Origin of the sequence: Halosimplex aquaticum (assembly GCF_028747785.1) — an archaeon.
Classification (GTDB): Archaea; Halobacteriota; Halobacteria; order Halobacteriales; family Haloarculaceae; genus Halosimplex; species Halosimplex aquaticum.
Map to the genome: position 1 here is coordinate 3,999,372 of NZ_CP118158.1, position 22,975 is coordinate 4,022,346.

24 protein-coding genes and 1 pseudogene are annotated in these 22,975 nt (G+C 68.6%); 15 read left to right on the forward strand and 10 right to left on the reverse strand.

What is annotated here, in order from left to right:
* Nucleotides 1-222: 222 nt before the first annotated feature.
* The 3 genes from PSC72_RS19695 to PSC72_RS19705 all read left to right on the forward strand — a co-directional run bounded on the left by PSC72_RS19695 (nucleotide 223) and on the right by PSC72_RS19705 (nucleotide 2,768).
* Entirely contained in the window at nucleotides 223-741 is a 519-nt protein-coding gene (locus PSC72_RS19695) for an NYN domain-containing protein (protein WP_274323129.1), read from the forward strand.
* 239 nt (nucleotides 742-980) lie between these two features.
* Nucleotides 981-1,838, forward strand: coding sequence for a CAP domain-containing protein (locus PSC72_RS19700; protein ID WP_274323130.1), 858 nt, complete (start codon nucleotides 981-983; stop codon nucleotides 1,836-1,838).
* 81 nt (nucleotides 1,839-1,919) lie between these two features.
* Nucleotides 1,920-2,768 (forward strand): TatD family hydrolase, encoded by an 849-nt coding sequence (locus PSC72_RS19705; protein WP_274323131.1) that lies wholly within the window; start codon nucleotides 1,920-1,922, stop codon nucleotides 2,766-2,768.
* Nucleotides 2,769-2,778: 10 nt separating this feature from the next.
* Here the strand turns inward: PSC72_RS19705 and PSC72_RS19710 are convergent, their stop codons facing one another.
* Nucleotides 2,779-3,036 (reverse strand): hypothetical protein, encoded by a 258-nt coding sequence (locus PSC72_RS19710; protein ID WP_274323132.1) that lies wholly within the window; start codon nucleotides 3,034-3,036, stop codon nucleotides 2,779-2,781.
* 231 nt (nucleotides 3,037-3,267) lie between these two features.
* On the opposite strand from PSC72_RS19710, the gene PSC72_RS19715 reads away from it, so the two are divergent.
* The 6 genes and pseudogenes from PSC72_RS19715 (at nucleotide 3,268) to PSC72_RS19740 (ending at nucleotide 9,562) form a co-directional block, all read left to right on the forward strand.
* On the forward strand, nucleotides 3,268-3,429 hold the full coding sequence (locus tag PSC72_RS19715) for a hypothetical protein (protein ID WP_274323133.1): 162 nt from the start codon (nucleotides 3,268-3,270) through the stop codon (nucleotides 3,427-3,429).
* A 290-nt stretch (nucleotides 3,430-3,719) separates the two neighbouring features.
* Nucleotides 3,720-4,302 (forward strand): annotated as a pseudogene (locus tag PSC72_RS19720) (DUF2150 family protein).
* A 156-nt stretch (nucleotides 4,303-4,458) separates the two neighbouring features.
* Nucleotides 4,459-6,816 (forward strand): Ig-like domain-containing protein, encoded by a 2,358-nt coding sequence (locus PSC72_RS19725; protein WP_274323134.1) that lies wholly within the window; start codon nucleotides 4,459-4,461, stop codon nucleotides 6,814-6,816.
* Nucleotides 6,817-6,854: 38 nt separating this feature from the next.
* Nucleotides 6,855-8,201, forward strand: a complete 1,347-nt coding sequence (hmgB, locus tag PSC72_RS19730; protein WP_274323135.1) for a hydroxymethylglutaryl-CoA synthase — start codon at nucleotides 6,855-6,857, stop codon at nucleotides 8,199-8,201.
* Between the two features lie 262 nt (nucleotides 8,202-8,463).
* The gene (gene nth / locus PSC72_RS19735; RefSeq protein ID WP_274326202.1) at nucleotides 8,464-9,165 is read left to right on the forward strand and encodes an endonuclease III; all 702 of its coding nucleotides are present in this window, start codon (nucleotides 8,464-8,466) and stop codon (nucleotides 9,163-9,165) included.
* A gap of 82 nt (nucleotides 9,166-9,247) precedes the next feature.
* Nucleotides 9,248-9,562 (forward strand): hypothetical protein, encoded by a 315-nt coding sequence (locus PSC72_RS19740; RefSeq protein ID WP_274323136.1) that lies wholly within the window; start codon nucleotides 9,248-9,250, stop codon nucleotides 9,560-9,562.
* A gap of 136 nt (nucleotides 9,563-9,698) precedes the next feature.
* On the opposite strand, the gene PSC72_RS19745 is transcribed toward PSC72_RS19740, so the two are convergent.
* From PSC72_RS19745 to ygfZ, 3 genes are all read right to left on the reverse strand, one after another.
* Nucleotides 9,699-10,136, reverse strand: a complete 438-nt coding sequence (locus tag PSC72_RS19745) for an SPW repeat domain-containing protein (protein ID WP_274323137.1) — start codon at nucleotides 10,134-10,136, stop codon at nucleotides 9,699-9,701.
* A 256-nt stretch (nucleotides 10,137-10,392) separates the two neighbouring features.
* Complete coding sequence (locus PSC72_RS19750) at nucleotides 10,393-11,262, reverse strand: CheF family chemotaxis protein (RefSeq protein ID WP_274323138.1); 870 nt, start codon at nucleotides 11,260-11,262, stop codon at nucleotides 10,393-10,395.
* Nucleotides 11,263-11,398: 136 nt separating this feature from the next.
* Nucleotides 11,399-12,502: a CAF17-like 4Fe-4S cluster assembly/insertion protein YgfZ gene (gene ygfZ / locus PSC72_RS19755; RefSeq protein ID WP_274323139.1), complete on the reverse strand. Its 1,104-nt coding sequence runs from the start codon at nucleotides 12,500-12,502 to the stop codon at nucleotides 11,399-11,401.
* Between the two features lie 82 nt (nucleotides 12,503-12,584).
* On the opposite strand from ygfZ, the gene PSC72_RS19760 reads away from it, so the two are divergent.
* Complete coding sequence (locus PSC72_RS19760; protein WP_274323140.1) at nucleotides 12,585-12,812, forward strand: hypothetical protein; 228 nt, start codon at nucleotides 12,585-12,587, stop codon at nucleotides 12,810-12,812.
* Nucleotides 12,813-12,831: 19 nt separating this feature from the next.
* Here PSC72_RS19760 and PSC72_RS19765 read toward each other — a convergent pair whose 3' ends face one another.
* Nucleotides 12,832-13,029: a DUF7333 family protein gene (locus PSC72_RS19765; RefSeq protein ID WP_274323141.1), complete on the reverse strand. Its 198-nt coding sequence runs from the start codon at nucleotides 13,027-13,029 to the stop codon at nucleotides 12,832-12,834.
* A gap of 97 nt (nucleotides 13,030-13,126) precedes the next feature.
* On the reverse strand, nucleotides 13,127-14,296 hold the full coding sequence (locus tag PSC72_RS19770; RefSeq protein WP_274323142.1) for a geranylgeranyl reductase family protein: 1,170 nt from the start codon (nucleotides 14,294-14,296) through the stop codon (nucleotides 13,127-13,129).
* A 172-nt stretch (nucleotides 14,297-14,468) separates the two neighbouring features.
* Here PSC72_RS19770 and PSC72_RS19775 point away from each other — a divergent pair, with 172 nt between their 5' ends.
* Nucleotides 14,469-15,731: a COG1470 family protein gene (locus PSC72_RS19775; protein WP_274323143.1), complete on the forward strand. Its 1,263-nt coding sequence runs from the start codon at nucleotides 14,469-14,471 to the stop codon at nucleotides 15,729-15,731.
* Between the two features lie 97 nt (nucleotides 15,732-15,828).
* Nucleotides 15,829-16,215 (forward strand): hypothetical protein, encoded by a 387-nt coding sequence (locus tag PSC72_RS19780; RefSeq protein ID WP_274323144.1) that lies wholly within the window; start codon nucleotides 15,829-15,831, stop codon nucleotides 16,213-16,215.
* A gap of 24 nt (nucleotides 16,216-16,239) precedes the next feature.
* On the opposite strand, the gene PSC72_RS19785 is transcribed toward PSC72_RS19780, so the two are convergent.
* From PSC72_RS19785 to PSC72_RS19795, 3 genes are all read right to left on the reverse strand, one after another.
* Nucleotides 16,240-17,250 (reverse strand): WD40/YVTN/BNR-like repeat-containing protein, encoded by a 1,011-nt coding sequence (locus tag PSC72_RS19785; RefSeq protein WP_274323145.1) that lies wholly within the window; start codon nucleotides 17,248-17,250, stop codon nucleotides 16,240-16,242.
* A 78-nt stretch (nucleotides 17,251-17,328) separates the two neighbouring features.
* Nucleotides 17,329-17,502, reverse strand: a complete 174-nt coding sequence (locus PSC72_RS19790) for a hypothetical protein (RefSeq protein ID WP_274323146.1) — start codon at nucleotides 17,500-17,502, stop codon at nucleotides 17,329-17,331.
* 42 nt (nucleotides 17,503-17,544) lie between these two features.
* A complete protein-coding gene (locus tag PSC72_RS19795) occupies nucleotides 17,545-17,907 on the reverse strand; it encodes a winged helix-turn-helix transcriptional regulator (protein WP_274323147.1) in 363 nt (120 codons plus the stop codon).
* Nucleotides 17,908-18,136: 229 nt separating this feature from the next.
* On the opposite strand from PSC72_RS19795, the gene PSC72_RS19800 reads away from it, so the two are divergent.
* Nucleotides 18,137-18,556 (forward strand): DoxX family protein, encoded by a 420-nt coding sequence (locus tag PSC72_RS19800; protein ID WP_274323148.1) that lies wholly within the window; start codon nucleotides 18,137-18,139, stop codon nucleotides 18,554-18,556.
* Between the two features lie 36 nt (nucleotides 18,557-18,592).
* Nucleotides 18,593-19,555: a glutathione S-transferase family protein gene (locus PSC72_RS19805; RefSeq protein ID WP_274323149.1), complete on the forward strand. Its 963-nt coding sequence runs from the start codon at nucleotides 18,593-18,595 to the stop codon at nucleotides 19,553-19,555.
* A gap of 19 nt (nucleotides 19,556-19,574) precedes the next feature.
* Here the strand turns inward: PSC72_RS19805 and PSC72_RS19810 are convergent, their stop codons facing one another.
* Entirely contained in the window at nucleotides 19,575-19,748 is a 174-nt protein-coding gene (locus PSC72_RS19810; RefSeq protein ID WP_274323150.1) for a hypothetical protein, read from the reverse strand.
* A gap of 409 nt (nucleotides 19,749-20,157) precedes the next feature.
* Here PSC72_RS19810 and PSC72_RS19815 point away from each other — a divergent pair, with 409 nt between their 5' ends.
* Nucleotides 20,158-22,953 (forward strand): rhamnogalacturonan lyase family protein, encoded by a 2,796-nt coding sequence (locus PSC72_RS19815; RefSeq protein WP_382261874.1) that lies wholly within the window; start codon nucleotides 20,158-20,160, stop codon nucleotides 22,951-22,953.
* Nucleotides 22,954-22,975 lie beyond the last annotated feature (22 nt).

The following is a 22,975-nucleotide window of genomic DNA, read 5'->3' on the forward strand; positions in this document are numbered from 1 at the left end:
TAAAATAACTGCTGGAGAATGCCGTCAAACGGCCGCTCAGCGGTTCTAGTTCGATCTCATCCCCCGCGCCCGGCTCGGCGATTCGACGGTTACAGCGCTCCACGGTCGTCGTCGTCCTCGCTGGGGCCTCGGACTCCGACGTCTTTGGCCGTACTGCGCGCCGTCGCTGGCCAGACGCGGCGAAACGTCACGCCTATACTCGGCGGTCGACAACGGCGGGGCATGCGTCTACTGGGGCGGCTGTTCGGCGGCGACGGAGGCGACGGCGCCGCCGACGGCCCCGGACCGGGGAAGTCGGGTTCGACCCGGGCGGACTCTCGCGGCCACGACCAGCCGCGGGTGGGGCTGTACGTCGACGGGCCGAACGTGCTCCGCGACGAGTTCGACGTGGACCTCGACGACGTGCGGGCGGCGGCCGAACGCTACGGCCAGCTCTCGTTCGGGCGGCTGTACCTCAACGAGAACGCGCCGGCGGGCCTCATCCAGGCCGCCGAAGCCCGCGGGTTCGAGGTGGTGACGACGAGCGGCGACGTCGACGTCAAGTTGGGCGTCGACGCGACCGCCGCCGCGGTCGAGGAGGCCATCGACGTGCTGGCGGTCACCTCGCGGGACACGGACTTCAAGCCGGTGCTGGAGGCCGCGGCCGAACGCGGGCTGGCGACCATCGCGATCGCGCCCGGCGAGCACGGCCGCTCCGACGCGCTCCGGAACACGGCCCACGAGGACATCACGCTCGACTGACCGGGCGACTCTCCCGCGGATGGGGTCCAACAGTTAACCCACCGGGGACAGATCGTCGGGTATGTATCGGATCGACGGTCGCGCGCTCGTCGGCGTGCTGGTCGCGGCGCTCGCGCTGGGGCTGGTCGTCGGGTTCGTCGCCGCCGGCGCGCTGTAACTCGCTCGGAACCGCTCCCGACCCGTTCAAGCCCTGATAACTGGGGCCGAGTCTTTAACCCGGGCTGTGGGAATCCTCGGACATGCTTCGCATCGACGGACGCGTCCTCGCCGCGTCCGTGCTCGGCCTCTTTCTCACCGGGGCGGTCCTCGGGTTCGTCGCCGGCGGCGGACTGGGGCAGTCCGGTGGCCCTGGCGACGAGGCCGGGGGTCCGACGGCGACGCCGACGGTCGTCGAGACGACCGTTCCGAGCGCAGTTCCCACCGCAGCGGGGACTGCCACCGGGACCGCGACTGCGACCCCGATCGGCTCACCGACGCCTGCCGCGACGGCCGCGCCCACGGCGGTCCCGACGGCCACGCCCGCTGTGACGCACGCGCCGACCGCGACGCCGGCGCGGACGCCGATGCTGATCCGGCGGTTCGACACCGGTGAGATAGAGCGCCACCTCCGGCGGCTGTTGAACGACTGGCGCGAGGAGCGAGGGCTGCGGCCGTTCGGGAACCCCGACGGGCGCCTCGTCGAGCGACTCGACGAGATGGCGACGGCCCACAGCGTCGACATGGCCGACCTGGGCGAGACGATCCACCGGATCGACAACCGCTCAAGCGCGCAGCGCTACCGCGACGCCTCCCTCTTCGAGACCTGTAAGTTCAAGAAGTCCGGCGCGCAGTACGTCGTCACGCCGACGCGCAACCGGCTGGAAGTCCTCGGGAAGACCTACGCCGGGCGGGCCTACGAGACCGCCAACGGCACCCGGTACAACGGCGACGAGCGCGCTGTCGCCGCGGCCGTCTTCGAGTCGTGGGTCGAGACGGGACCGTACCGTGACCGGCTCTCGTACGCCAACGCGACCCGGATCGGTATCGGCATCGAGACGACCGAGGACAACGAGGTGTACGTGACCGGCGACCTCTGCGGCGTCTACGGCAGTAGCTGACGAGGCGGTGACTGGCCCGGACGGCTCCCGCGAACGCTCGGGAGCGATCGGTTTTTGCGACGGCGGGTCCCACGGCGAGACATGAACGCCGACCTCGACACGCCGGTCCTCGACGACCACATGCACCTCGACCCGGTCCACGGACGAGGGGTCGAGGCCGCCGCGGAGTTCGCCGACAACGGCGGCACCCACCTGCTCGTCGTCAACAAACCCTCGTGGCACCTGCTCGAAGACCTCCCGAGCGGCGCCGCGGACTTCCGCGAGGTGTTCGACCTCACCGTCGACGTGGTCGAGCGCGCCAGCGAGGTGCTGCCGGGCCGCGCCTGGCCGGTGCTGGGCGTCCACCCCGCCCTGATCTCCCAGCTCGTCGACGACGGGCGCGACCCCGCGGAGGCGCGGGACCTGATGCAGACCGGCCTCGACGTCGCCGCGGAGTACGTCGCCGACGGCCCGGCGCTGGGGCTCAAGTCCGGTCGGCCCCACTACGACGTCTCCGACGCGGTCTGGGAGGCCTCGAACGACGTGATGAAACGCGGGTTCGACCTCGCCGCGGAGGCCGACTGCGCCATCCAGTTGCACGCCGAGGGCGGCGAGGACTTCACGGAGGTCGCCGAGTGGGCTGAAGACCGCGGACTCCCGGCCGGCCGCGTCGTGAAGCACTACTCCGGCGGTAGACTGCAGGGGATCACCAAGAGCGTCATCTCGAACAAAGAGGATCTGGAGGTCGCCATCGAGGAGGACGAGCCGTTCATGATGGAGACCGACTACATCGACGACCCGGACCGCCCCGGCGCGGTCCTGGGGGTCAAGACGGTCCCGCGACGGGTCCGCTGGCTGCTCGAAGAGGGGCACGAGGAGGCAGTTCGGCGCGCGCACGTGGAGACCCCCGCCGCGGTGTACGACATCGACACCGAGGGGACGCTGGAGTAGGCGGTCCGTCTCACCTCAGTTTCAGCCACTGCTGGGCAGCCATCCACAGGAAGAGGACGCCGCCACCGAGGAGTATCGCGAAGGTGTAGCGGGCGATGGTCACCCGCCACTCGGTCGGTTCGACCTCGTCCCACGACCGGGTGCTTCCAACGGCGTCGATGCGCTCGCGCCACAGCGCGACCGTGTACGGCCGGAGCACGCCGAACAGGCCGACCGCCAGGAGCACCACCCCGACGAGCGTGGCACTGGCCGCCGCGGCGACGGTCATCTCGGTCTCCGCCCGTATCGACTGCCGATGCGTCCCCGGGTTCCGGGACGAGCGCCCGCGGTCCCGCAAATTCGCTGTCGCATGCTTCGTATTCGACCGTTGATACGATAAGCGTAGGGGATCCGTGACGTTCCCTGTCGAAGCCGGGTTTACGTTCCGCGACGGGGTAGTCCCCCTATGGAACACCGCTGTCCAGACTGCGGCGTATCGACTGAGCCGGTCGAGTTCGGGATGAGCGACGCGTGGAAGCCCCACGTCAGGACCGACGAGACACGGGAGGGGTTGCTCGGGAAACTCGGGATGAACGAGCGCCAGGAGGTCGAGACGGTGATGTGTCCCGAGTGCGGGCTGTTGCGGTTCTACGCCGACATCGAGGCGGAAGAAGCGTACTGAGCGTGGGAAATCGCGCCTGTTGACCGTGGGATGTCGCGGAGTCGCGGTGGCCGGGAGCGCGTGTCGCCGCACAGCGGCGACCGCGCGACTCGGGGAAAGGCAGGTTTGCCACTAGCGTCCGGCGCCGCAGGCGCCGGTTCACCGAGCGCGAGCCAAGCGAGCGCTCGGCTTTTTTTCGCCCACGTTTTTGCCGCGAGCGGTGCCCGCAGGCCGCCGCAGGCGGCCGAGGACACCCGAGCGGGAAAAAGGTGGGTCGAAAGCCATATCACCGGAGCGACGAACGGAGTTGTATGAGCAATCAGCCGGGGGGAGTACTACACGCCCGAACGCTGGCAGAACTGGCTGGACAGGATCGACGAGGAGGAGCTCGACCCGGAGGACGACGACACCGCCCAACTGCTCTGGAACATGCAGGACGACACCGCTATCGCGGTGGTCAAGGTCGTCTCCGACTTCGAGGACGATGTCCTCGGCGAAGACGACGCGCTCGCCGAGATCGAGGACATGCGCGAGGTCGTCCTCGCCGAGCCCGAGTTCGACGACGAACAGGCGCTCATGCTCGTCGACAGCGTCCAGACCTCCCTCGTCTGCGTCTTCTACGCGGCCGAGGAGTACATCGTCGGCGGAACCGCCGAGGACGCGGGCATCGGCGACTACGTCAGCGCGGCGGCCGACGCCGAGTCCGAGGAGGACCTGGACGCGGCGCTGTCGTACTGCGTGCAGGCGGGCACGCTCGTCATCGACGGGGCGGAGTTCGACCCCGCGATGGCCGAGGAACTGGAGCCGGGCCTGGTGGTCCAGTGGGTCAACGGGCTCGACAGCCTCCAGACGGCGATGAAAGACCCCGAAGTCGTCGAAGAAGACGACGAGTAACGCGGCAGTCGCGGCCACCCCGGTCCGCACGCCGCGGCAGACATGGTGGTGTCTGCCGTCGTGGTGGTCGCCGTCGGGTCGGCCGGCGGCGAGTCGTTATCAGGGTGGAAAATCGGGGACACAGGTTTTTGCACGCCCGGTCGGAACCCCGGGCACATGGAACTGTGGGACGACAGGGGCCAGTCTATCCAGATCGGGGCGGTCCTGGTCTTCGCGGCCGTCGTCCTCCTGCTCTCGCTCTATCAGGCGACGGTGGTCCCACAGCAGAACGAGCGGGTCGAGTTCGACCACAGCCAGCAGATCCGGGGCGAACTGCTCGACCTGCGGAACGCGGTGGTGTCGACGGTCGGCGACTCGGCGCAGCGGTCGGTGTCGGTGACGCTGGGGACGACCTATCCGACGCGCGTGCTGGCGGTGAACCCGCCGCCCGCCTCGGGGCAGTTGCGGACGGTCGGGACGGCCGACGGCGACGTGTCGCTCGGGGTGACGAACGCGACGGCGCTCGACGACGAGACGGACGACTTCTGGGACGGACGGCGACGCGACTACGACACCGGCGGGATCGTCTACCGGCCGAACTACAACGAGTACGGCCAGCCGCCGTCGACGATATACGAGAACTCCGTGCTGTACGACGAGTTCGCCGCCGAGGGGACGACCGTCGCGCGGAGCGGCCAGGCGCTGATCGACGGGCGTTCCATCTCGCTCGTGGCGCTGAACGGGTCGCTCAGCGAGTCCTCGTCGGGGACGAGGTCGGTCGACGTGCGGCCGGCGAGCGCGTCGTCGAGGACGGTCGCGGTCCGGAACGCGAGCCCGGGATCGAACGTGACGGTCCGCGTGCCGACGCGCCTGAGCGAGTCCCGCTGGGAGGGGCTGCTCGCCGACGAGTTCGTCGCCGCGGGCGGGAACGTGACCGACGTGTGGACGAACCCGCTCCCCGCGGCGCCCGGGTACCGGATGCTCGTCGTCGACCTCGTCCCGGGGACGTACGACCTCCGGATGGCGAAAGCCGGCGTCGGGACGCGGGTGACGGGGACGGATGCGGCGTATGTGACCGCCCCGAGCGGCGCCAACGCGACGGTCCCCGAGGACGGGTCCCAGCGGCTCGTCGTCGAGGTCCGCGACGCGTACAACAATCCGGTCGCCGGCGTGGAGGTCACCGGGAGCGCGGATGTCGGCGCCCTGGCGTCGCGGACGGCGACGACCGGGGAGAACGGGCGGGCGACGTTCCGCTACGACGCGCCGTCGGTGACCGCGGCGACGGAGGCCTCCGTGAACGTGAGCTACGCCGTCGACCCCGGGTTGGCGACGGCCTTCGACGGTCGTCGGCCGGAGAACGCCGAACTGACCGTCACCGTCCAGAACACGAAGGTCGACGGTCCGTCGGGCGGCGGTGGCGGGGGACCCGCGCCGTACTCGGTCGCCTGGGACTCGCCGACGGTCTCCGAGGGCGGGACGCATCTGGACGACTGCGACGCCGCGGACTGCACATGGGACGTGGGAGCGGACGGCGACGGCGCACTCGACCTCTCCGCGGCCGTCGCGGACGCCATCGGGGGCGTCGACAAGTCGACCGTCGAGGGGGCCGCGGTGGACTTCGCGCTCAACGACAGTTCCGTCGGCACGCTCTCCGCGGAGTCGGCAGTCTCAGACGCGAACGGCGGCGTCGAGGCGGTGCTGCGGGCGAACGAGAACGGGACCGTCCGCGTCTACGCGGTCAGCGGTGGCGCCAGCGACGTGATCAACGTCACGGTCGCGAACGTCACCGCCGGATCAGGCGGGGGCGGGCCGAGCGTCGCGTTCCGCGTCGACGACTTCAGCGACCGGAACCAGAACGCGCCGAACTTCGTCGCCTCGTACGACGTGCGCGGCGCCGGCGACTCGTTCGAACGCGTCGAGGTGACGTTCGCGGCCGACGGCGGACCGTCGGGGACCCGACAGAGCACCGCGGCTCGCGGCAGCGTCAGCTACCGGCCCGGGTACGCCGACGGCCAGCAGTTCGAGGTGACGGCGGACGTGATATACACCGACGACCAGGGCAACGAGTACGTCGCCGCGAGTGAGACGATCACGGATACCGCCGACGCTCGCAACCCCGTCGGGGAGAACGACGATCTCGGTGACGCTGGAAGCGCGAGCCTGACCAGCTACGCTGTTTCGGACCGCTCGAACGTGAACGCCAACCAGGTTCGGTATCGCTTCGACTACACCGTCTCGGCGTCGGGCAGTTTCGACCGGGTACGGCTGTTCGTCCTCAACCTGAACCGGGACGGCGCGACCGGACTCCGAGACGAGACGGCCCGGAGCGGAAAGAACGTCGACGTCGAACCAGGGTTCGGGGCGAACGCGCAGTACCGGGTCGGGTTCGCCGTCTACGACGCCGACGGGGTGATCGTCGAGGTGGTGGACACGACGGACGTCGCGGACGGCGACGGGACCGTCCTGACCGCGACGCTCCTGCTCCTGGGATTCGGCGTCGTCGGACACGCGCTTCGACGCTCGTCGATGCGATAGTCGACAGGCACTTGTAGGAGTCTCACGGATCGAGGGGTATGACATCGGTCGGTATCGACGCCGTCGAGATACGGACGGGGAAGCTCAGACTCGACCTGCCGGAGACGTTCGCGCCGGCGCAGGGCGACGACCCGGGGAAGTACACGAAGGGGCTCGGGTTGACGGCGAGTTCGTTCCCGGACGTCTACGAGGACATCGTGACGATGGGGGCCAACGCGGCCCACGCGCTGATGGAACGCAAGGGTCTCGAACCCGAGGACATCGGCCGGATCGACGTGGCCACGGAGTCGGCGTTCGACAACTCCAAGCCCGTCTCGACGTACATCGCCGGCTGTCTCGAACAGGTCTACGACGGCGACTTCCACCACGCCAACAAGGGCGAGCGCAAGTTCGCCTGCATCTCGGGCACCCAGAGCCTCGACGACGCGTACAACTGGATCCGCGCGGGCCGCAACCGCGGTCGCGCGGCGCTTGTCATCGCGACCGACACCGCCCTGTACGCCCGCGACGACCCCGGCGAGGCCACGCAGGGCGCCGGCGCCGTCGCGCTGCTGGTCACCGAAGACCCCGACGTGGTCGAACTCTCGACCGAGCAGGGGTACGGCAGCGCCGACGAGACGGACTTTCTGAAGCCCCAGCAGCAGTTCCCGAGCGTCGACGGCAAGCGCTCGGTGCAGGTGTACCTCTCGCGGATGCGCGAGGCCATCGAGGACTTCGAGTCGGTCACCGAACCGATCCACCCCGACGACTTCGCGTTCATCCCCTTCCACACGCCGTTCCCGGGGATGGTCCGCAAGGCGGCCGCGCTCGGCTACCGGCACGCCAGCCGCGACACGGAGATCGAGGAGCGCCTCGCCGACGAGATCGGCCGACAGCCGCGCTACGAAGCCTTCGACAGCGAGGAGGCGTTCCGCGAGGCAGCCGCCGACTACACCGACGACCTGACCGACACCGACCTGTACCGCGAGTGGTACGCCGAGACCGTCGAGCCGACGCTCACTATCTCTCGCGAGGTCGGCAACTGGTACACCGGGTCGGTCCACGTCGCGCGCATCTCCGCCCTGAAGGCCGCGGCCGAGGACGGCGTCGACCTCGCCGGCGAGAAACTGCTCGTCGGCTCCTACGGGTCGGGCGCGCAAGCGGAGATCCACGCCGAGACCGTCCAGTCCGGCTGGGAGGACGAGATCGCTGCGCTCGATGTCGACGAGCAGCTCGACGCTCGGTACGAACTCACGTTCGACGAGTACGAGGACGTCCACGACGTCCACAACCACGACGAGGACGCCGGCGCCAGCGATACCGACCAGTTCACCGCGCCGGAGCAGGAGTTCGTCTTCGACGGCTGGGGCCGGATGGGCGAGCGGAAGTACATCTACGTGGAGTAACGGCCGCGAACGGAGTGAGCGGCCGCTTTTTTTTGGTCCAGATTTTTTGGCCGAGTGGTGGCCGAAGGGAGCGGAGCGACCGAGGCCACCCGAGGCGAAAAAAGGTGGCTGCTAGTTCGTCTTCGACGGCTGGGGCCGGATGGGCGAGCGGAAGTACACCTACGTCGAGTGATCGGCTGAGAGCATCACAGTCGCTCGACGGTTCGTTCGGCCCGTTCGGCCGTGTCCGAGACCGAACCACTGAAGCGCGTTTCGGCCGACGATCCGTCCACAATGGGCACCCCCCCTTCCCTCGCGCGAGGAGCAGACCGAGGAGGTCATCGAGCGGCTCTGGGAGGAGTACCCCGACGCCACCATCTCGCTGAACTTCTCGAACCGGTTGGAGTTGCTCGTCGCCGTCATGCTCTCGGCGCAGTGTACCGACGAGCGCGTGAACGAGACGACCGAACACCTCTTCGAGAAGTACCAGTCTCCGGAGGACTACGCCGAGGCCGACGTCGACGAACTCTCGGAGGACATCGGCTCGATCACCTACCACAACAGCAAGGCCGACTACCTCAAGTCCTCGGCGCAGACGATCATCGAGGAACACGACGGCGAGGTGCCGGACACGATGGAGGAACTGACCGACCTGAAGGGCGTCGGCCGGAAGACGGCCAACGTCATCCTCCAGCACGGCTACGACCTCGTCGAGGGGATCGTCGTCGACACGCACGTCCAGCGGCTCTCGCGGCGGCTCGGCATCACCGAGGAGGAACGGCCTGAAGCCATCGAGCAGGACCTGCTCCCGATCGTCCCCGAGGAGGAGTGGCAGTGGTACACCCACCTGCTGATCAGCCACGGTCGCGAGATCTGCACGGCTCGCAACCCCGACTGCGAGTCCTGCGTCGTCGAGGACCTCTGCCCGTCCTCGAAGCTCGACCACGAGGTGGACCTGGCGAGCGGCGAACCGTGGGACGCCTGACCGCTCGGCGGTGAAAGCAGTCGAACGAACGCGAGTGCGGTGACTGGGACAGTGGGACGTCAGTCTGTCCGATCCGCGAAGTGTGACGTCGCCGACGGCCGATTTCGCGATCCAGAAAGTTATTGTCGCCGCTCACAGTTTGTTGGCCAAGTCCACGATGGCCACGAAAGACGGTGTCGCGGTCGCTGACATGTTCCGTTCACGTCCCGTTCAATCGGCGATGGTTTCCGTCGTTCCGCTGCTACTCGCCGTCGCGCAACTGGCGAACGGATTCTTCAACGACATGCCGCTCCTCGTTTCGATATCGTTCGCGGCCGTGATGGTCCCGTTCGCCGTTTTGCTGACGCAGTATCAATACGCCCAGTTCCGGCGCCAGTACGTCGAACGAGGCTTCTAGCGACTCGACAGGGCTCATTCTTCGGCCCGCGGACGACCATTCGCCGTTTAGCGGCCCCGCGGGTTGTCGAGCGACGCTGTCTTCGGACCGAGACAGGGGGAACCGGGGCCGTCTATAGGTCCCCCTTCGATTTCGTTCAAGCGCGAGCGGCGGTGCGTTCGGGGACGTCGGCCTTGCTGTTCGCGTAGGCGTTGTACGCCGACAGGGCGGCGGTGATCAGACCGCCGGCGGCGGTGGTCATCGCGAGTTCGCTGCTGCCCATCTCGATGACCGCCGGCGAGACGAGCGCCCACAACCCGAGCAGGGTCGCCAGCGCCGCGACGGCGACGTTGGCCAGCCGGTCCTTCGACAACCGGTAGAAGTTGTAGCCCCCCAGCAGAAAGATGGCGGTACCGACGAGGGTGTCGTTCCAGACTGCCGCTTCGGTGGACTCGAACATGAACGGGTAGGCCACGAGACCCAGCCCCGCCAGCGCGACGATGGCGCTCACCCACTGCATCGTGTCCGTGTCGAGGGTGTCACGGCCCGGTTCGGCGCTGCGTGTCGATTCGGTGTCGGTCTGTGTTTCGCTCATGGGGACTCGCTTCATCGTCGGCTTCGCGGGGAGAAAACGGCGGTGCCTGCAGTAGCCGATAGGCCGCGCCGGGCCTGTAGAGCCCTCGTCCGCGCGGTCTACGCGGATCGACGTCTCTCCGACTCGGGTGCCTTCGACGCCGCTTCGGATAGAATCGGCCACCGTCGAATCCCGCCGAGGCGCTCGCGGGCGTTCTCCGTCGACTAGAGTGTCGACGGGAGATCGCCGGTCACGGGCTTGCGGGCACGGCCGTCCGCTACGAGTTGACGTCTTCGAGGTGTTTGCTGACGACGACCCGGCCCTTGGGGGTGAGCTTCGGGCCCTCGTCGGCGTCGACGACGAGGTCGTCGGCTTTCAGGTCGTTGAGAACCATCGTCAGCTGGCTGCTCTCCATGTCGAGGACGCTGGCGAGCGAGACGCCGGGTCCGGTCGAGTAGACGGCGACGAGGAGTTCGACCTGTTCCTCCGAGAGGGAGACGTCTTCGAGGTCGGCCATGAGGTCGCTGTACTCCAGGCGGAGGAACCGCCCGAGGATGGACATCTTCCGCGGGGAGTCCATGGCCGCGAGCGAGAGCGTCGCCTGACCGCCGTCGAGGTGGCGGACGGCGAGGACCGGCTGTTCGGTGCCGTTGATCTCCCGGGTGAGACGGTCGAAGTCGTTGACCGTCGAGAGGTCGATGTCGACGGTGTCGTCGGCGCGACGGAAGCGGACCGCCTCCGGCTTGAGGAACAGTTTCGCGGGGACGAACGACTCGTCGGTGACGCGGCCGCCGACCCGCGCCGGGTGCTTGACCGTCACGTCGGTGCCGTTGAGGACGGCCTTGAACAGGACCGTGGTGAACTTCTCGATCTTGTCGTCGTCCGCCTCGACGGCGGCGACCATCCGCTTGCCGGACCGCTCGAAGGCGATGGTGACCGTCGAACTGAAGAACTCCCCGAGCCCGTCGGGGACGTGACCGACCGCGATGTCGAAGATCGAGGTGAGGGGGATCGTCACTTTGCCCTCGTCGCCGGCGAGCACGAGCCGCTTCTCGCTCAGCAGGATCCGCCCTTTCACCGGCTCGGCGCGAGCCGACGCTTCGGAGTTGAAAGAGGCGACGAAGTCCGCGATGACTGATTCCGACATGGGCGGGGTTACGACCACCTTGCACAGCACAAATATTGAGCGTTTCGTGCGAGTATCAGCCGCGAGAACGGCGGTCAGTCGGTGCCGACGCTCGGAACCTCGTTCGAACGGGCCTACAGCCGCTCTCCCCGACTGTTCACTCCTCGGGGTAGCGCGGGCGGCGCGCGGAGTCGTCGCTCCCCTCGACGAACGGGAGCGCGACGCGCGTCGCGGGTCGCTCGCCGCCGTCGACGCGGACGGTCAGGTCGGCGTCGCCGGTAGCGGCGTCGTGGTCGAGCGCCGCGAGGGCGATCGGTTCCTCGCGGGTCGGGCTCTCGGCGGCGCGGGTCACCTCGCCGACGGCGGCGTCGTCGGCGAAGACTGCGGCGCCCGCGTCGGGGACGGCATCGACGGTGAGCCCGACGATGCGCTCGCTCGGTCGGCCGCGGTTCTCGATCCGGGAGACGACTTCCTGGCCGACGTAACAGCCCTTCTCGAAGTCCAGCGCGTTGCGGACGCCGCAGTCGTTGGGGAGCCGACCGGAGAGTTCGGTCTCGAACAGCGGCGTCCCGGCCTCCAGGGTCAGCGTCTCCCAGGTGCGGTACCCGAAGGGAGCGGCCGCCTGCCCGAGGTTCGCGAGCGTGTCGAAGACGTCTGCGGCCTCGCTCGCGGCGCAGACGACCTCGTACCCCTCCTCGCCGGTGAGGCCGTCGTCGCGGATCACCGTCACGCCGGCCTCGCCCATCGTCCCGCGGACGAACGAGAGGGGCCGGTCCGGCGAGGCGGCCTTGTTGAGGACGCTCGCGATCTTCTCGGTGGCGTTCGGGCCGTAGACGCCGAAGACGCCGAAGTCGTCGGTCGCGTCGGTGATCTCGACGTCCTGGATGAACGTCTTCTCGCGCCAGTCGGCGGCGACGCGCTCGTGCTCGGTCGGCGGGAGGAAGAGCAGCAGTCGGTCGCCGTCGGCCGCGTTGTATACGTACATGTCCGTCTCGACGCGCCCCGAGGGGTCGAGCAACAGCGCGTAACAACCCTCTCCGTCCGCTTCCGGGACGCGGTTGGAGACGGCGTTGTCCACGAAGTCGACGCGGTCATCGCCCTCGACGACGAGGACGCCGTAGCCGCGCTCGGTGACGCCGACGACGTTGCGGACGGCGACGTGGGTGCGTTCGGGCCGCCCGTAGTGGGCCGCGACCCGGCGGTCGCCGCGCTCCTCGAACGTCGCACCGTGGTCCTCGTGGACCGACTCGATGACCGTCATTACCCCGGTGTGGGGCCGGTGGCGGGTTACATCTTCCGGGACCGGCGAAGCGCTGAAGTGCCGAGCGGGCGACCGTCCGGACATGTCCTCCGTGTCTCGCCTCACTGCCCCGCTCGCGGGCGCCAGCGAGTGGCTCGAAGCCCACCCGGTCGCCTATTTCCTCGCCCTCGTCGCCGCGCCCGTCGCCGCGCGACTCGTCATCGCGGTTTTCACGAGCGAGGGACTGCGCGAGGCGGCGCTGAGCGGGCTGGTCTTCGGCGTCGTGTTCGCCACCGTCACGCTCGCGCTCCGCCGCTTCGTCGGCCGGTAGGACTGTCGCGTCGGTGTCCTCAGCGCGCGCTACCCGCCCGGTGTTCGCCGTACAGGACGCCCAGTCCGAGACAGATCAGGCCGTACGCGACCATCGACGGCGCGACCATCATCAGCGTGATCCGCGGCGGCATGACGTCCATCGCGAGCAGCGCGCCCACGCCGACCACGACGAGAGCGACGAACGCGGCGGCCGTCTTCGGCAGGTCGAGTTCCATGGCGGCGCTTCGGAGTGATGTCAAATGAGGATTTCGACGGTTCCGGCCGTGCGAGAGCGGTGTCGACGCCGAGCGCCGGCGGCCGGCGACAGACCGACTACCCGCGAAGCAGCGACTTCAACTGGTCGACGGAGAACAGCGAGGTCGGCCGGTCCATGTGGACGCCGATCTCCCCGGAGAACGCCCGGAGGCCGGCCCGCTGGACGGGTTCCGGGAGCGAATAGGCCCGCCGGAGCCAGTGGCCGAGTTCGATCTCCCGTTCGAGGTCGTCGCGCCAGGCGCGCTCGTAGTCGGCTAGGCTCCCCGGCCGGCGCGGATCGATCTCGCGGGCGGCGTGGTCGGCGGCGGTCATCCCGTAGAGGATACCCCCGCCGGTGAACGGCTTGGTCTGGGCGGCCGCGTCGCCGATCAGGAACGCCCGCGAACTCGTCACCGACTCGGGCGGCCCGACGGGGATCAGGCCCGAACACCGGTGGTCGGTCTCGACGCCGTAGTCGGCGGTGAACCGGTCGAAGCGCTCGCGGACGTCGGCGCTGGGCGGCGTCGCCAGGCCGTACTCGACGCCGGCGTCGCCGCGGGGGATGCGCCACGCGAAAAAGGCCGGGACGGTGAGGTGGACGTCGACGAAGTCCGTGTCGTCGTCCTCGTCGGAGAAGCCGAGCACGCCGTGGAGCAACTCGTCGGGGTCGGACATGTCGAGTTCGCGGCGGACGCGCGACTTCGGGCCGTCGCAGCCCGCGACCATCCGTGCCTCGTGGGTCTCGACGCCGTCGGGGCCGCGGACGTCGACCCGCACGCGGTCGCGGCGTTCCTCGACGCCGACGACGGTGTGGTCCTCGCGGACGTCCGCGCCGGCCTCGCGGGCCGCGTCGGCCAGTTCCTTGTCCAGACCGACGCGGTCGATGACGTTCGAGACCTGTTCGTCCTTGTAGAAGGGGTAGGTGGCCGTGCGGGAGGCGGTCGACGGAGACGGGGTGTCGCCGTCGGCGACTGTCCTGGCGCGGCCGCTCCGTCGGGGGTCGCCCGGCGGGGTGCCGCGGGGGCCGCCGAGGTGGAAGCGCGCGCCGTAGACGACGTTCTGGAGGAGGCGGTCCCGGGCGCCCTCGGGCGTGTACTCCCAGATATCGGTGGAGACGTGGCCGGAACACGCGAGGGGCTTCCCGATCTCGCCCTGCTCGAAGGCGAGCACGTCGTAGCCGCGCTCGGCGGCGCGGCGGGCGAACCGCGACCCCGCGGGCCCACAGCCCACGACGACGAAGTCGTACATGTCCGCCGGTGCGTCGCGTCGCTGTAAATACCCTCCGGCCTCGCCCCTCCCCGCCCGGCCAGGTCGTGGTAACGATCCGTTAACTAAACTAGCTGTTTGAGGTTACGAAACCGCCTATAGGTGGTCCTCGGTATTGGCGTGTAGATCCCGACACGTCCGGGACTGGTCACAGATGGATTACAGAGACATACTGACGATCGCGGTGGTGGCGGTTCTCCTCGTTCCCGTCGCCAGCGCGTACGCACCGGGTTCGAACAGTGCGCCCGACCAGGGCGAAGAGACCGCCACGGACGCCAGCGCGGCGGCCGAGGAGGCGCCGGCGGCGACACAGGACAGCAACTACACGCGGCTGTACATCACCGACGGCTACCTCAGCGAGCGCGTCAAGCCGGGCGAGTCGGTGACGCTGAACGTCACCGTCGGCAACAGCGAGGACCACACCGTGGAACTCGACCCGCACGTGGTCCTCCCGCAGGTCCAGGGTCGGCCCATCCAGAAGTCCTGGATCAGCATCGAAAACGGCGACACGACGCTTTCGGCCGGCGAGGAGCGGGAGTTCACCGTCACCGTCGCGGTGCCGTCCGACGCCGAGTTCGGCGAGTACCGCGCCGAAGTGGCGTTCACCAACCAGACCGTGAGCTATCCCGGCCAGCCCGACCGACCGGTCCACGCGGCGCAGATCAGCGTCTCCGTCCGCGAGGAGCCGTCGGTGCAGATCGTCGACGGCCGCTACGCCTCGGCGCAGGTCCAGACTGGTGACAGTTACACCTACGAGGTGACCGTCCGCAACGACGGCGACCAGGCGGTCCCGCTGAACCCCACGGTCGAGACGCCCGACCACAGGCAACCGAGCGAGAACACCGTCAAGCGCTCGTGGTTCGAGATCGACGCGCCCAACGAGGTCGGCCCCGGCGAGACGGCGAACGTTTCGGTCACCGTGACGCCGCCGAGCGACGCCGCGGTCGGCCGCTACTACACCGAACTCAGCCTCGGGCTGACGGACCCGAACCGGCCCGAGCGGAGCGACTACTGGCAGCGGGTCGACCTGAGCATGCAGGTCTGGGAACAGCCCGACCAGCCCTTCGAGCAGAGCTTCGCCGTCAGCGAACGCGCGGACAACGTCACCCTCTCGCTGACCGCGGGCGACTACGGCGAGCGCGCCTCCGACGAACCGGTCTCGTTCGACGTGACGTTCGTCTCGCCGAACGGCACGGAGGTCGACGCCGAGCGCGTCTCAGTGACCGACAGCGGCGCGGTCAGCCTCGGCGCCGAGGACGACCGCGCCGCCGAGCGGCAGGGCGCCTACACCGCCCGCTCGGGCGGCAGCGAGTTCGAGTACCGGCTCGACGACCCCGGGGCGGGCGAGTGGACCGTCCGCATCATGCCGCACAACACAGTCGACTTCCAGTACGAGATCGTCCGCGACGAGAGCTGAACGCTCCGTCCCCCTTTTTCGGCAGTCTGCGCCCGAGTCTCCAGTGCCGACGCTGTTTGCTAGTGACCTTATATCGGGCTGCCGCAGAGACACGGCCATGAGCGAGTACCGACCGGGCGTGTGTAACATCGGAGCCGACGAGCGGCGCAAGCGGCGGACGATGGGAGCGCTCTCCTTCCTGGCGGGGGCGGCCTACGTCGGCTTCGTGATCGCGACCGGTCGACCCGACGGACTGCTCCTCGGGTCCGCCCCGCTGCTGTTCGGCGGGTTCGTCGGCGTCGTCCAGGACCGGATGGGCTTTTGCGCGGCCTTCGGCGCGCTGGCGCGGTACGACCTCTCGGGGTCCGACGGCGACGCGGGGAGCGTCGACGATCCGGATGCGGTCAAACAGGATCGCGTCCGGGCGTTCCAGGTGCTCGCGGTGTCGGCTGCCGCGGCGGTCGTCGCGACGATGGCCGTCTACGGCGTCGCGGCGGCGCTGTGAACGGACGACCGGGCACCGGACCGCTCAGACGACTACCAGCCCGCGCGGCGTCTGGGACTCGTACTCTTCCCCCCAGTCGAGGGCGACCCTGTTCCACGAGTCCCCTGCGTCGGCCGAGCGGTAGAGGCCGCGGTTGTTGAGTGCGAACAGGGTCGGGCCGTCGGCGGCGGCCAGTACCGACCGGACGGTCCCCTCGGCCTCGGGCAGGCCGTCCATCGACAGGTGCCACTCGGTCTCCTCGTCCCCCGCGTTCGTCGTCCGGTAGACGTAGGCCTCGGCGGTCGAGACGGTGTGGGCACTCCGGGCGCCGCTGGCGGCGGAGACGACGACGGTGTCTGGGTCCGAGCGCGGGACGGCCATCCCCCAGACGTAGCGGTGACCCAGTCCGTCCTGCGGGTACGCCCAGGTGTCGCCGCCGTCCTCGGACTGCGCGTAGCCGTCGCCGGCGGCGGTGTAGACCCGCCCTTCGACGTCGGGGTGAGTCGCCAGCGTGTGATTGTCGCGACGGGCGCCCTCGGGGCGGTCCTGCCACGTCTCGCCTCCGTCCCCGGTCCGGACGAGCGCGCCCGCTTCGATGGCGACGTAGAGCCGCTCGGGGTCGTGCGGGTCGACTTCCAGCCAGCGGACGTGGTGGGTGTGCGGACGCGGCGGGAACGACCACGCCGATTCCGAGGGCAGATCCGTCAGCGGCGGCAGCGACTCCCACGAATCGCCCCCATCAGTGGAGCGGTAGACCGCCGAGGGTTCGGTGCCGGCCCACACCACGTCGGGGTCGTGCGGACTGACCGCGAGTGCGGTGACGCGGTCGTCGACGTCGGGGGCGACGCGGTCCCAGGTGTCGCCGCCGTCGGTCGTCCGCTGGATGCCCGACTCGACCGTTCCGGCGAACGCTCGTTCCGGACGGTCGGCGCTCGCCGCGACCGATTCGAAGTCGCGGCCGACGAGGCGTTCGCTCGCTGTCCAGTCGCCGTCGGCGCTACCGCGGACGACCAGCACGCGGTCGTCCAGCACGGCGTACGCGGTGGCGTCGCTCATACTCGACCGGAGGGGCGGGAACCGTTTAACTGATCGCTGAAATCGATTTCAGGAGCGGATCGGGTGTCGGACGGCGGGCTATACGTCCTGTCGACGCCGCCACTCGTCGCGGACGAGCGGTGCGACGCCGCCGACGGCGACGAGGATTCCCCAGGCGACGGCGTCGGGCGCGTCGAGTGCGGAGGCGACGACGAATCCGACGACCGCCAGGGCGACGAGCAGCGCCGTCTCTCTCGTATCGCGGGAGACCATGTCGCAGGGTGGGGTCGGCGCGGTGAAAAATCGAGGGGCCGATCACTCCTCGGCGTAGTCGGTCGGATCGACGTGCTCGCGGGCCCACGCGTCGAGTTCGTCGAAGACCGGGCCCAGGTCCTCGCCCTTCTCGGTCAGCGAGTAGAAGGTCGCGACGGGCGCGGCCTCCTCCATGCGCTTGTCGACGAGGCCCGCCTCGGTCAGCGCGTCGAGCGACTGCGAGAGCGTCCGCGAACTCGCGCCCGTCGCCTCCTTGAGTTCGTTGAACCGCAGCTCCTCCTCGTCGTGCAGGTCGTGGAGGACGTTGAGGCGCCACCGCGTCCCGATCACGTCCAGGGACTCTGCCGTCGGGCACGCCTGCGGGTCCACGTCCGCGAACGGGTCGTCCGGGTCGTTCGTCTGCATCGCCCGTGGCTTCGACCATCTGCGTGAAAAACCTCCCGCTGAGACACGTCCCGGTACACCGCGGTATACCCGGTCGATCACCCGTCACCCGATATACCATAATTAACCTGACACTTATGAGAGTGACTCCGGAAGTACTGGATGCGATGAACGCACCGCACGCATTCGGACGCATCGACGGGGAACAAGACGGGAACACAGCGGACGCTGTTTGCGGGGTGTCGAACTGATGGTGTTCGAGACGGCTGTCGCCGGCGCGGCGCTTTTGGCCGGTCGCGCGCTGTTCGCGGCCGTGCTGGGGTTCATGGCACTGGGTAACCTGCTGGACCTGGGGACCAGCGTCGGCTACGCCGAACACAAGGGCGCACCGGCGCCGCGGATACTGGTGCCCCTGTCGAGCGTGGCGCTGCTCGGCGGCGCCGCGTCGATCCTGGTGGGCGCGTTCCCGGCAGTGGGCGCGCTCCTCGTGGTCGGGTTCCTCGTCGGCGTCACGCCGGTGATGCACGACTTCTGGGGCCAGGACGGCGAGGACCGACAGAACGAGCAGATCCACTTCCTGAAGAACGTCGGACTGGCCGGTGGGGCGCTGGTCTTCCTGGCGCTCTCGACGGTCTCGTGGCCCTACGCGCTCGGCCTCGCCCTGCTCTGAATCGCTCGCTGGACGATCCGACACCTCACTACGACAATGGGACGACTCATCGGCGGCGAATGGTTGAGCGACGTGACGAACGACGACCGCGTGGACTTCGACTACGAGGAGACCGAGTTCAGGTCGGCGATAGGGGCCGACCGCCATCCGGCGGACCCCGAACGGTACCACCTCTACGTCTCCTGGGCCTGTCCGTGGGCCCACGGGACGCTGTTGACCCGCAAACTGCTCGGGCTCGACGACGCGATCGGGATCAGCGTCGTCGACCCGCACCGCCGCGACGACGGCTGGGAGTTCACCCCAGAGAAGGAAGGCTGTACGCCCGATCACCTGCACGGCAGCGACTACCTACGAGAGGTCTACACCGCGGCCGACCCCGACTACACTGGCCGCGTCTCCGTCCCCGTCCTCTGGAACGAGCGGGCGGGGACTATCGTCAACGAGGAATCGGACGAGATCATGCGGACGCTCGCCGACGCCTTCGCCGACTATCGTGGCGTCGACCTCTATCCCGAGGGCCACCGCGACGAGATAGACCACTACATCGGCGAACTCTATCGTCCGCTCAACCGCGGGGTCTACCACGCCGGATTCGCGGAGTCGCAGTCCGAATACGAGGACGCCGTCGAGACGGTGTTCGACGCGCTCGACCGCTGGGAGCGTCACCTCTCGGACCGGCGCTATCTGCTCGGCGACCGCCTGTCGCTGGCGGACCTGCGGCTGTTCCCGACGCTCGTCCGGTTCGACGCCGTGTATCACACCCACTTCAAGTGTACCGTCCGCCGACTCGTCGACTACGACAACCTCTGGGAGTACGCGCGGGACATCTACCAGACGGGTGGCATCGCAGGAACGGTGAATCTGGACCACATCAAGGAGCATTACTACCGCAGCCACGAGGAGATCAACCCGACCGGGTTCGTGCCCGTCGGTCCCGACGTCGACTTCGAGGCGCCCCACGACCGGGACGAGTTGCCGGGAATGCCCCCCACCGCGTAACCCGCTGAAGCCGTGCCGATCAGGCGTCGCGTCGGCGGCGCTGTTCGCCGCGGATCGTCGGTGCGACGACGGCGAACGCGACAAGGAAGAGGCCGGCGAATACCTCGGGTGTTTCGAGCGACTGTGCGGCGACGAAACCGATGATACCGATCGCGACCAGTAGTGCGGTTTCTCCCGTATGCCGTGAGACCATTGGCTATCGCATGCCGGTGGTCGATAAATCCTTTCGGATCCCGTCCTCGACCGCGATCCGATGGCGACCCCGACTTTCGCGTCGACGGGTCGTAGCTCGTGACGGACTGCCTGGTCACCGTTTCAGTCGTCGTGTCCGATAGGTTACGACTGACCGATAGATCACCTGATTATCGTGAGTGTAGTTGTCAATACCCAAACGTTCATACAAAATGAATTCGAATGGGAACATCATGGCGAAAAAGACAAACATCGATGACGATGAAAGCGACGGGCGGTATCGACAGAACCGTCGCGAGTTCCTCGGGGGAATCGCTGCCGGGACGACGCTGCTCGGGACCGGCGGTATCAGCGCGGCAACCGCTGGGAGGGGGCACCGGAACGGGTCCGACAGGCAGGGCACGCGTCAGATGGAGTCGCTCGATCGGGGGCTCGTCGCCGTCCCGACGGAAGACGGGGTGTTGCTTCGTTGGCGGCTGTTCGGGACAGAACCCGCCGATCTCGGCTTCCACGTGTTCCGCGACGGCGAACGGCTGAACAACAAACCGATCACCGGCAGCACGAACTACCTCGACCCCGACGGGACGACCGACTCGACCTACGCCGTTCGAGCGGTCGGCAACGGGCGGGCCGGCGACAAAGGCGAGAACAAAGCCGAGGGTCGAAAGCCCGGGATGTCCGAGTCGGTCGAGGTGTGGGACGACCAGTACAAGGAGATTCCGCTGAACAAGCCCGACCCGGTCGAGGGCGAGGACGGCGAGACGGTCACGTACCACGCGAACGACGCGAGTCTGGGCGACCTCACGGGCGACGGCACGCTCGACATCGTCCAGAAGTGGTCCCCGTCGAACGCGAAGGACCCCTCCCAGTCCGGTCACACGAGCGACGTCCTGATCGACGGGTACACGATGGACGGGGAACACCTCTGGCGGATCAACCTCGGCCAGAACGTCCGGGCCGGCGCCCACTACACGCCGTTCCAGGTGTACGACTTCGACGGCGACGGCAAGTCGGAGCTCGTGGTGCGGACGGCCGACGGCACCGAAGACGCGGCCGGCAACGTCATCGGCGATCCGGACGCCGACTGGACGAACGAATCCGGATATATCCTCGAAGGGCCGGAGTATCTCACCGTCTTCGACGGCGAGACGGGCGAGGAGCTCGCGACGCAGGACTTCCAGCCCGCGCGCGGAGACCCCTGCCAGTGGGGCGACTGCTACGGGAACCGCGTCGACCGGTTCCTCGCGGGGACCGCCTACCTCGACGGCGAGCGACCGAGCATCGTGTTCACGCGGGGCTACTACGAGAAGACGATGCTCGCCGCGTGGGACTTCCGGCAGGACGAACTCGAGTTGCGCTGGATCTTCGACAGCGACGACGGACACCCGGAGTACGAGGGCGTGGGCGCGCACAGCCTGGCCACCGCGGACGTCGACGGCGACGGCAAGGACGAGATCGTCTTCGGCGGCGCCGTCATCGACCACGACGGCACCGGCCTGCACACGACGACGATGTCGAATCCCGACGCCCAGCACTGCGGTGACTTCATCCCCGACCGGGAGGGCCTGGAGATCTTCGTTCCCGCCGAGTATCCGGCCGAGGGGGCACCGAGCCTGTCGATGCGCGACGCCGAGACGGGCGAGTACATCTGGGCCGTCAGGAACGGTGCGGACGTCGGCAGAGCGATGGTCGCCGACGTCGATCCGAACTACGAGGGAGCGGAAGCGTGGGGGGGCCAGCCCCTGGACACCGGTAGCGACGTCGCCGGGACGTTCACCGCCGACGGTGAGCCCATCAGTGAGACCGCCATCAGTTCGGTAAACTCCGGGATCTGGTGGACGGGCGACCTCCACCGCGAACTGCTCGACCACGACTGGAAGGGCGACGGGGTCGGCATCGGCAACATCCAGAAGTGGAACCCCGAGGCCCAGGAACTCGACCTCCTGAAATCCTTCGAGGGCACTCGCTCGAACAACTGGACGAAGGGCAACCCGTGCCTGTCGGGGGACGTCCTCGGCGACTGGCGCGAGGAGGTCATCTGGCGGGCCGAGGACAGCAGCCACCTGCGCCTCTACGCGACGCCGCACGAGACCGACCGCCGGCTGTACACGCTGTTGCACGACCCGCAGTACCGGACCGGGATCGCGCGACAGAACGCCGGCTACAACCAGCCGCCGTGGCCCAGTTTCTTCCTCGGCCACGGGATGGACGACCCACCGAGACCCGACATCAAGACCTCGTTCGAACCCGCGGGTGCCGATCGACTCGCCGAGATATCCGCCAGCGTGACCGATGCGACTCCCTGCGTCCAGGTCCAGTTCGAAGCGGTCGACCGGACCGACAACGGCCAGAAGATCACCGCTCTCTCGTGGGAGTTGGGCGACGGCACGACCGCGACGGGCCGGTCGGTCAGTCACACCTACGACGAACTGGGCACGTACTCCGTCAAGCTGACCGCGACGGGCAAGCACGGGGAGACGACGACCGACTTCGAGACGATCGCGGTCGAGGAACCGGAGCCGATAGCCCGGGTCGTGCCGAGCGCGACCGAGGTCGACCCGGACGAGTCGATCGACTTCGAGGCGGAGGACGTCTCCGGCGAGTACTCGATCGACTCCCTGACGTGGGAGTTCGGCGACGGCGCGACCGCGACGGGGCAGTCAGCTACGCATAGCTACGACGGTCCCGGCGAGTACACCGTCACGCTGACCGCCACCGCCGAAAGCGGGTGCACGACGTCGTACTCAGAGGCGATCACGGTCGAACTCACGGACGGCACCTACCGTCTGACCTCCCTGATCAACGGCGACGACATCGTAATGAGCGTCGACGGCGAACTCGCCGACGGGGCGAACGTCTACAACGACACCGTCGGCGAGGCCAGCGGCCAGACGTGGGAGGTGGCCGAACTCGAAGACGGTATCTACCGCATCTCCGCGGCCGACGCCGACGACCTCGTCTTAGAGGCGGCCGACGGCGGTACCGACACCGGCACGAACCTCGAACTCGGCCAGTGGGAGGGCGCCGACTACCAGAAGTTCGCGGTGGTGCCCAAGAGCGGCAGGGGCTACACGCTCGAACCGACCCACGCCGACCTCGCGGCCGACGTCTGGGAGCGCGACCCCGAACCGGGCGCGGACATCCGCCACTGGAACGTGACCGGCGCGGACAACCAGCAGTTCGCCTTCCTCGACCCGTCGGCCTGACGCCCGACGAGTCCAAGGACGA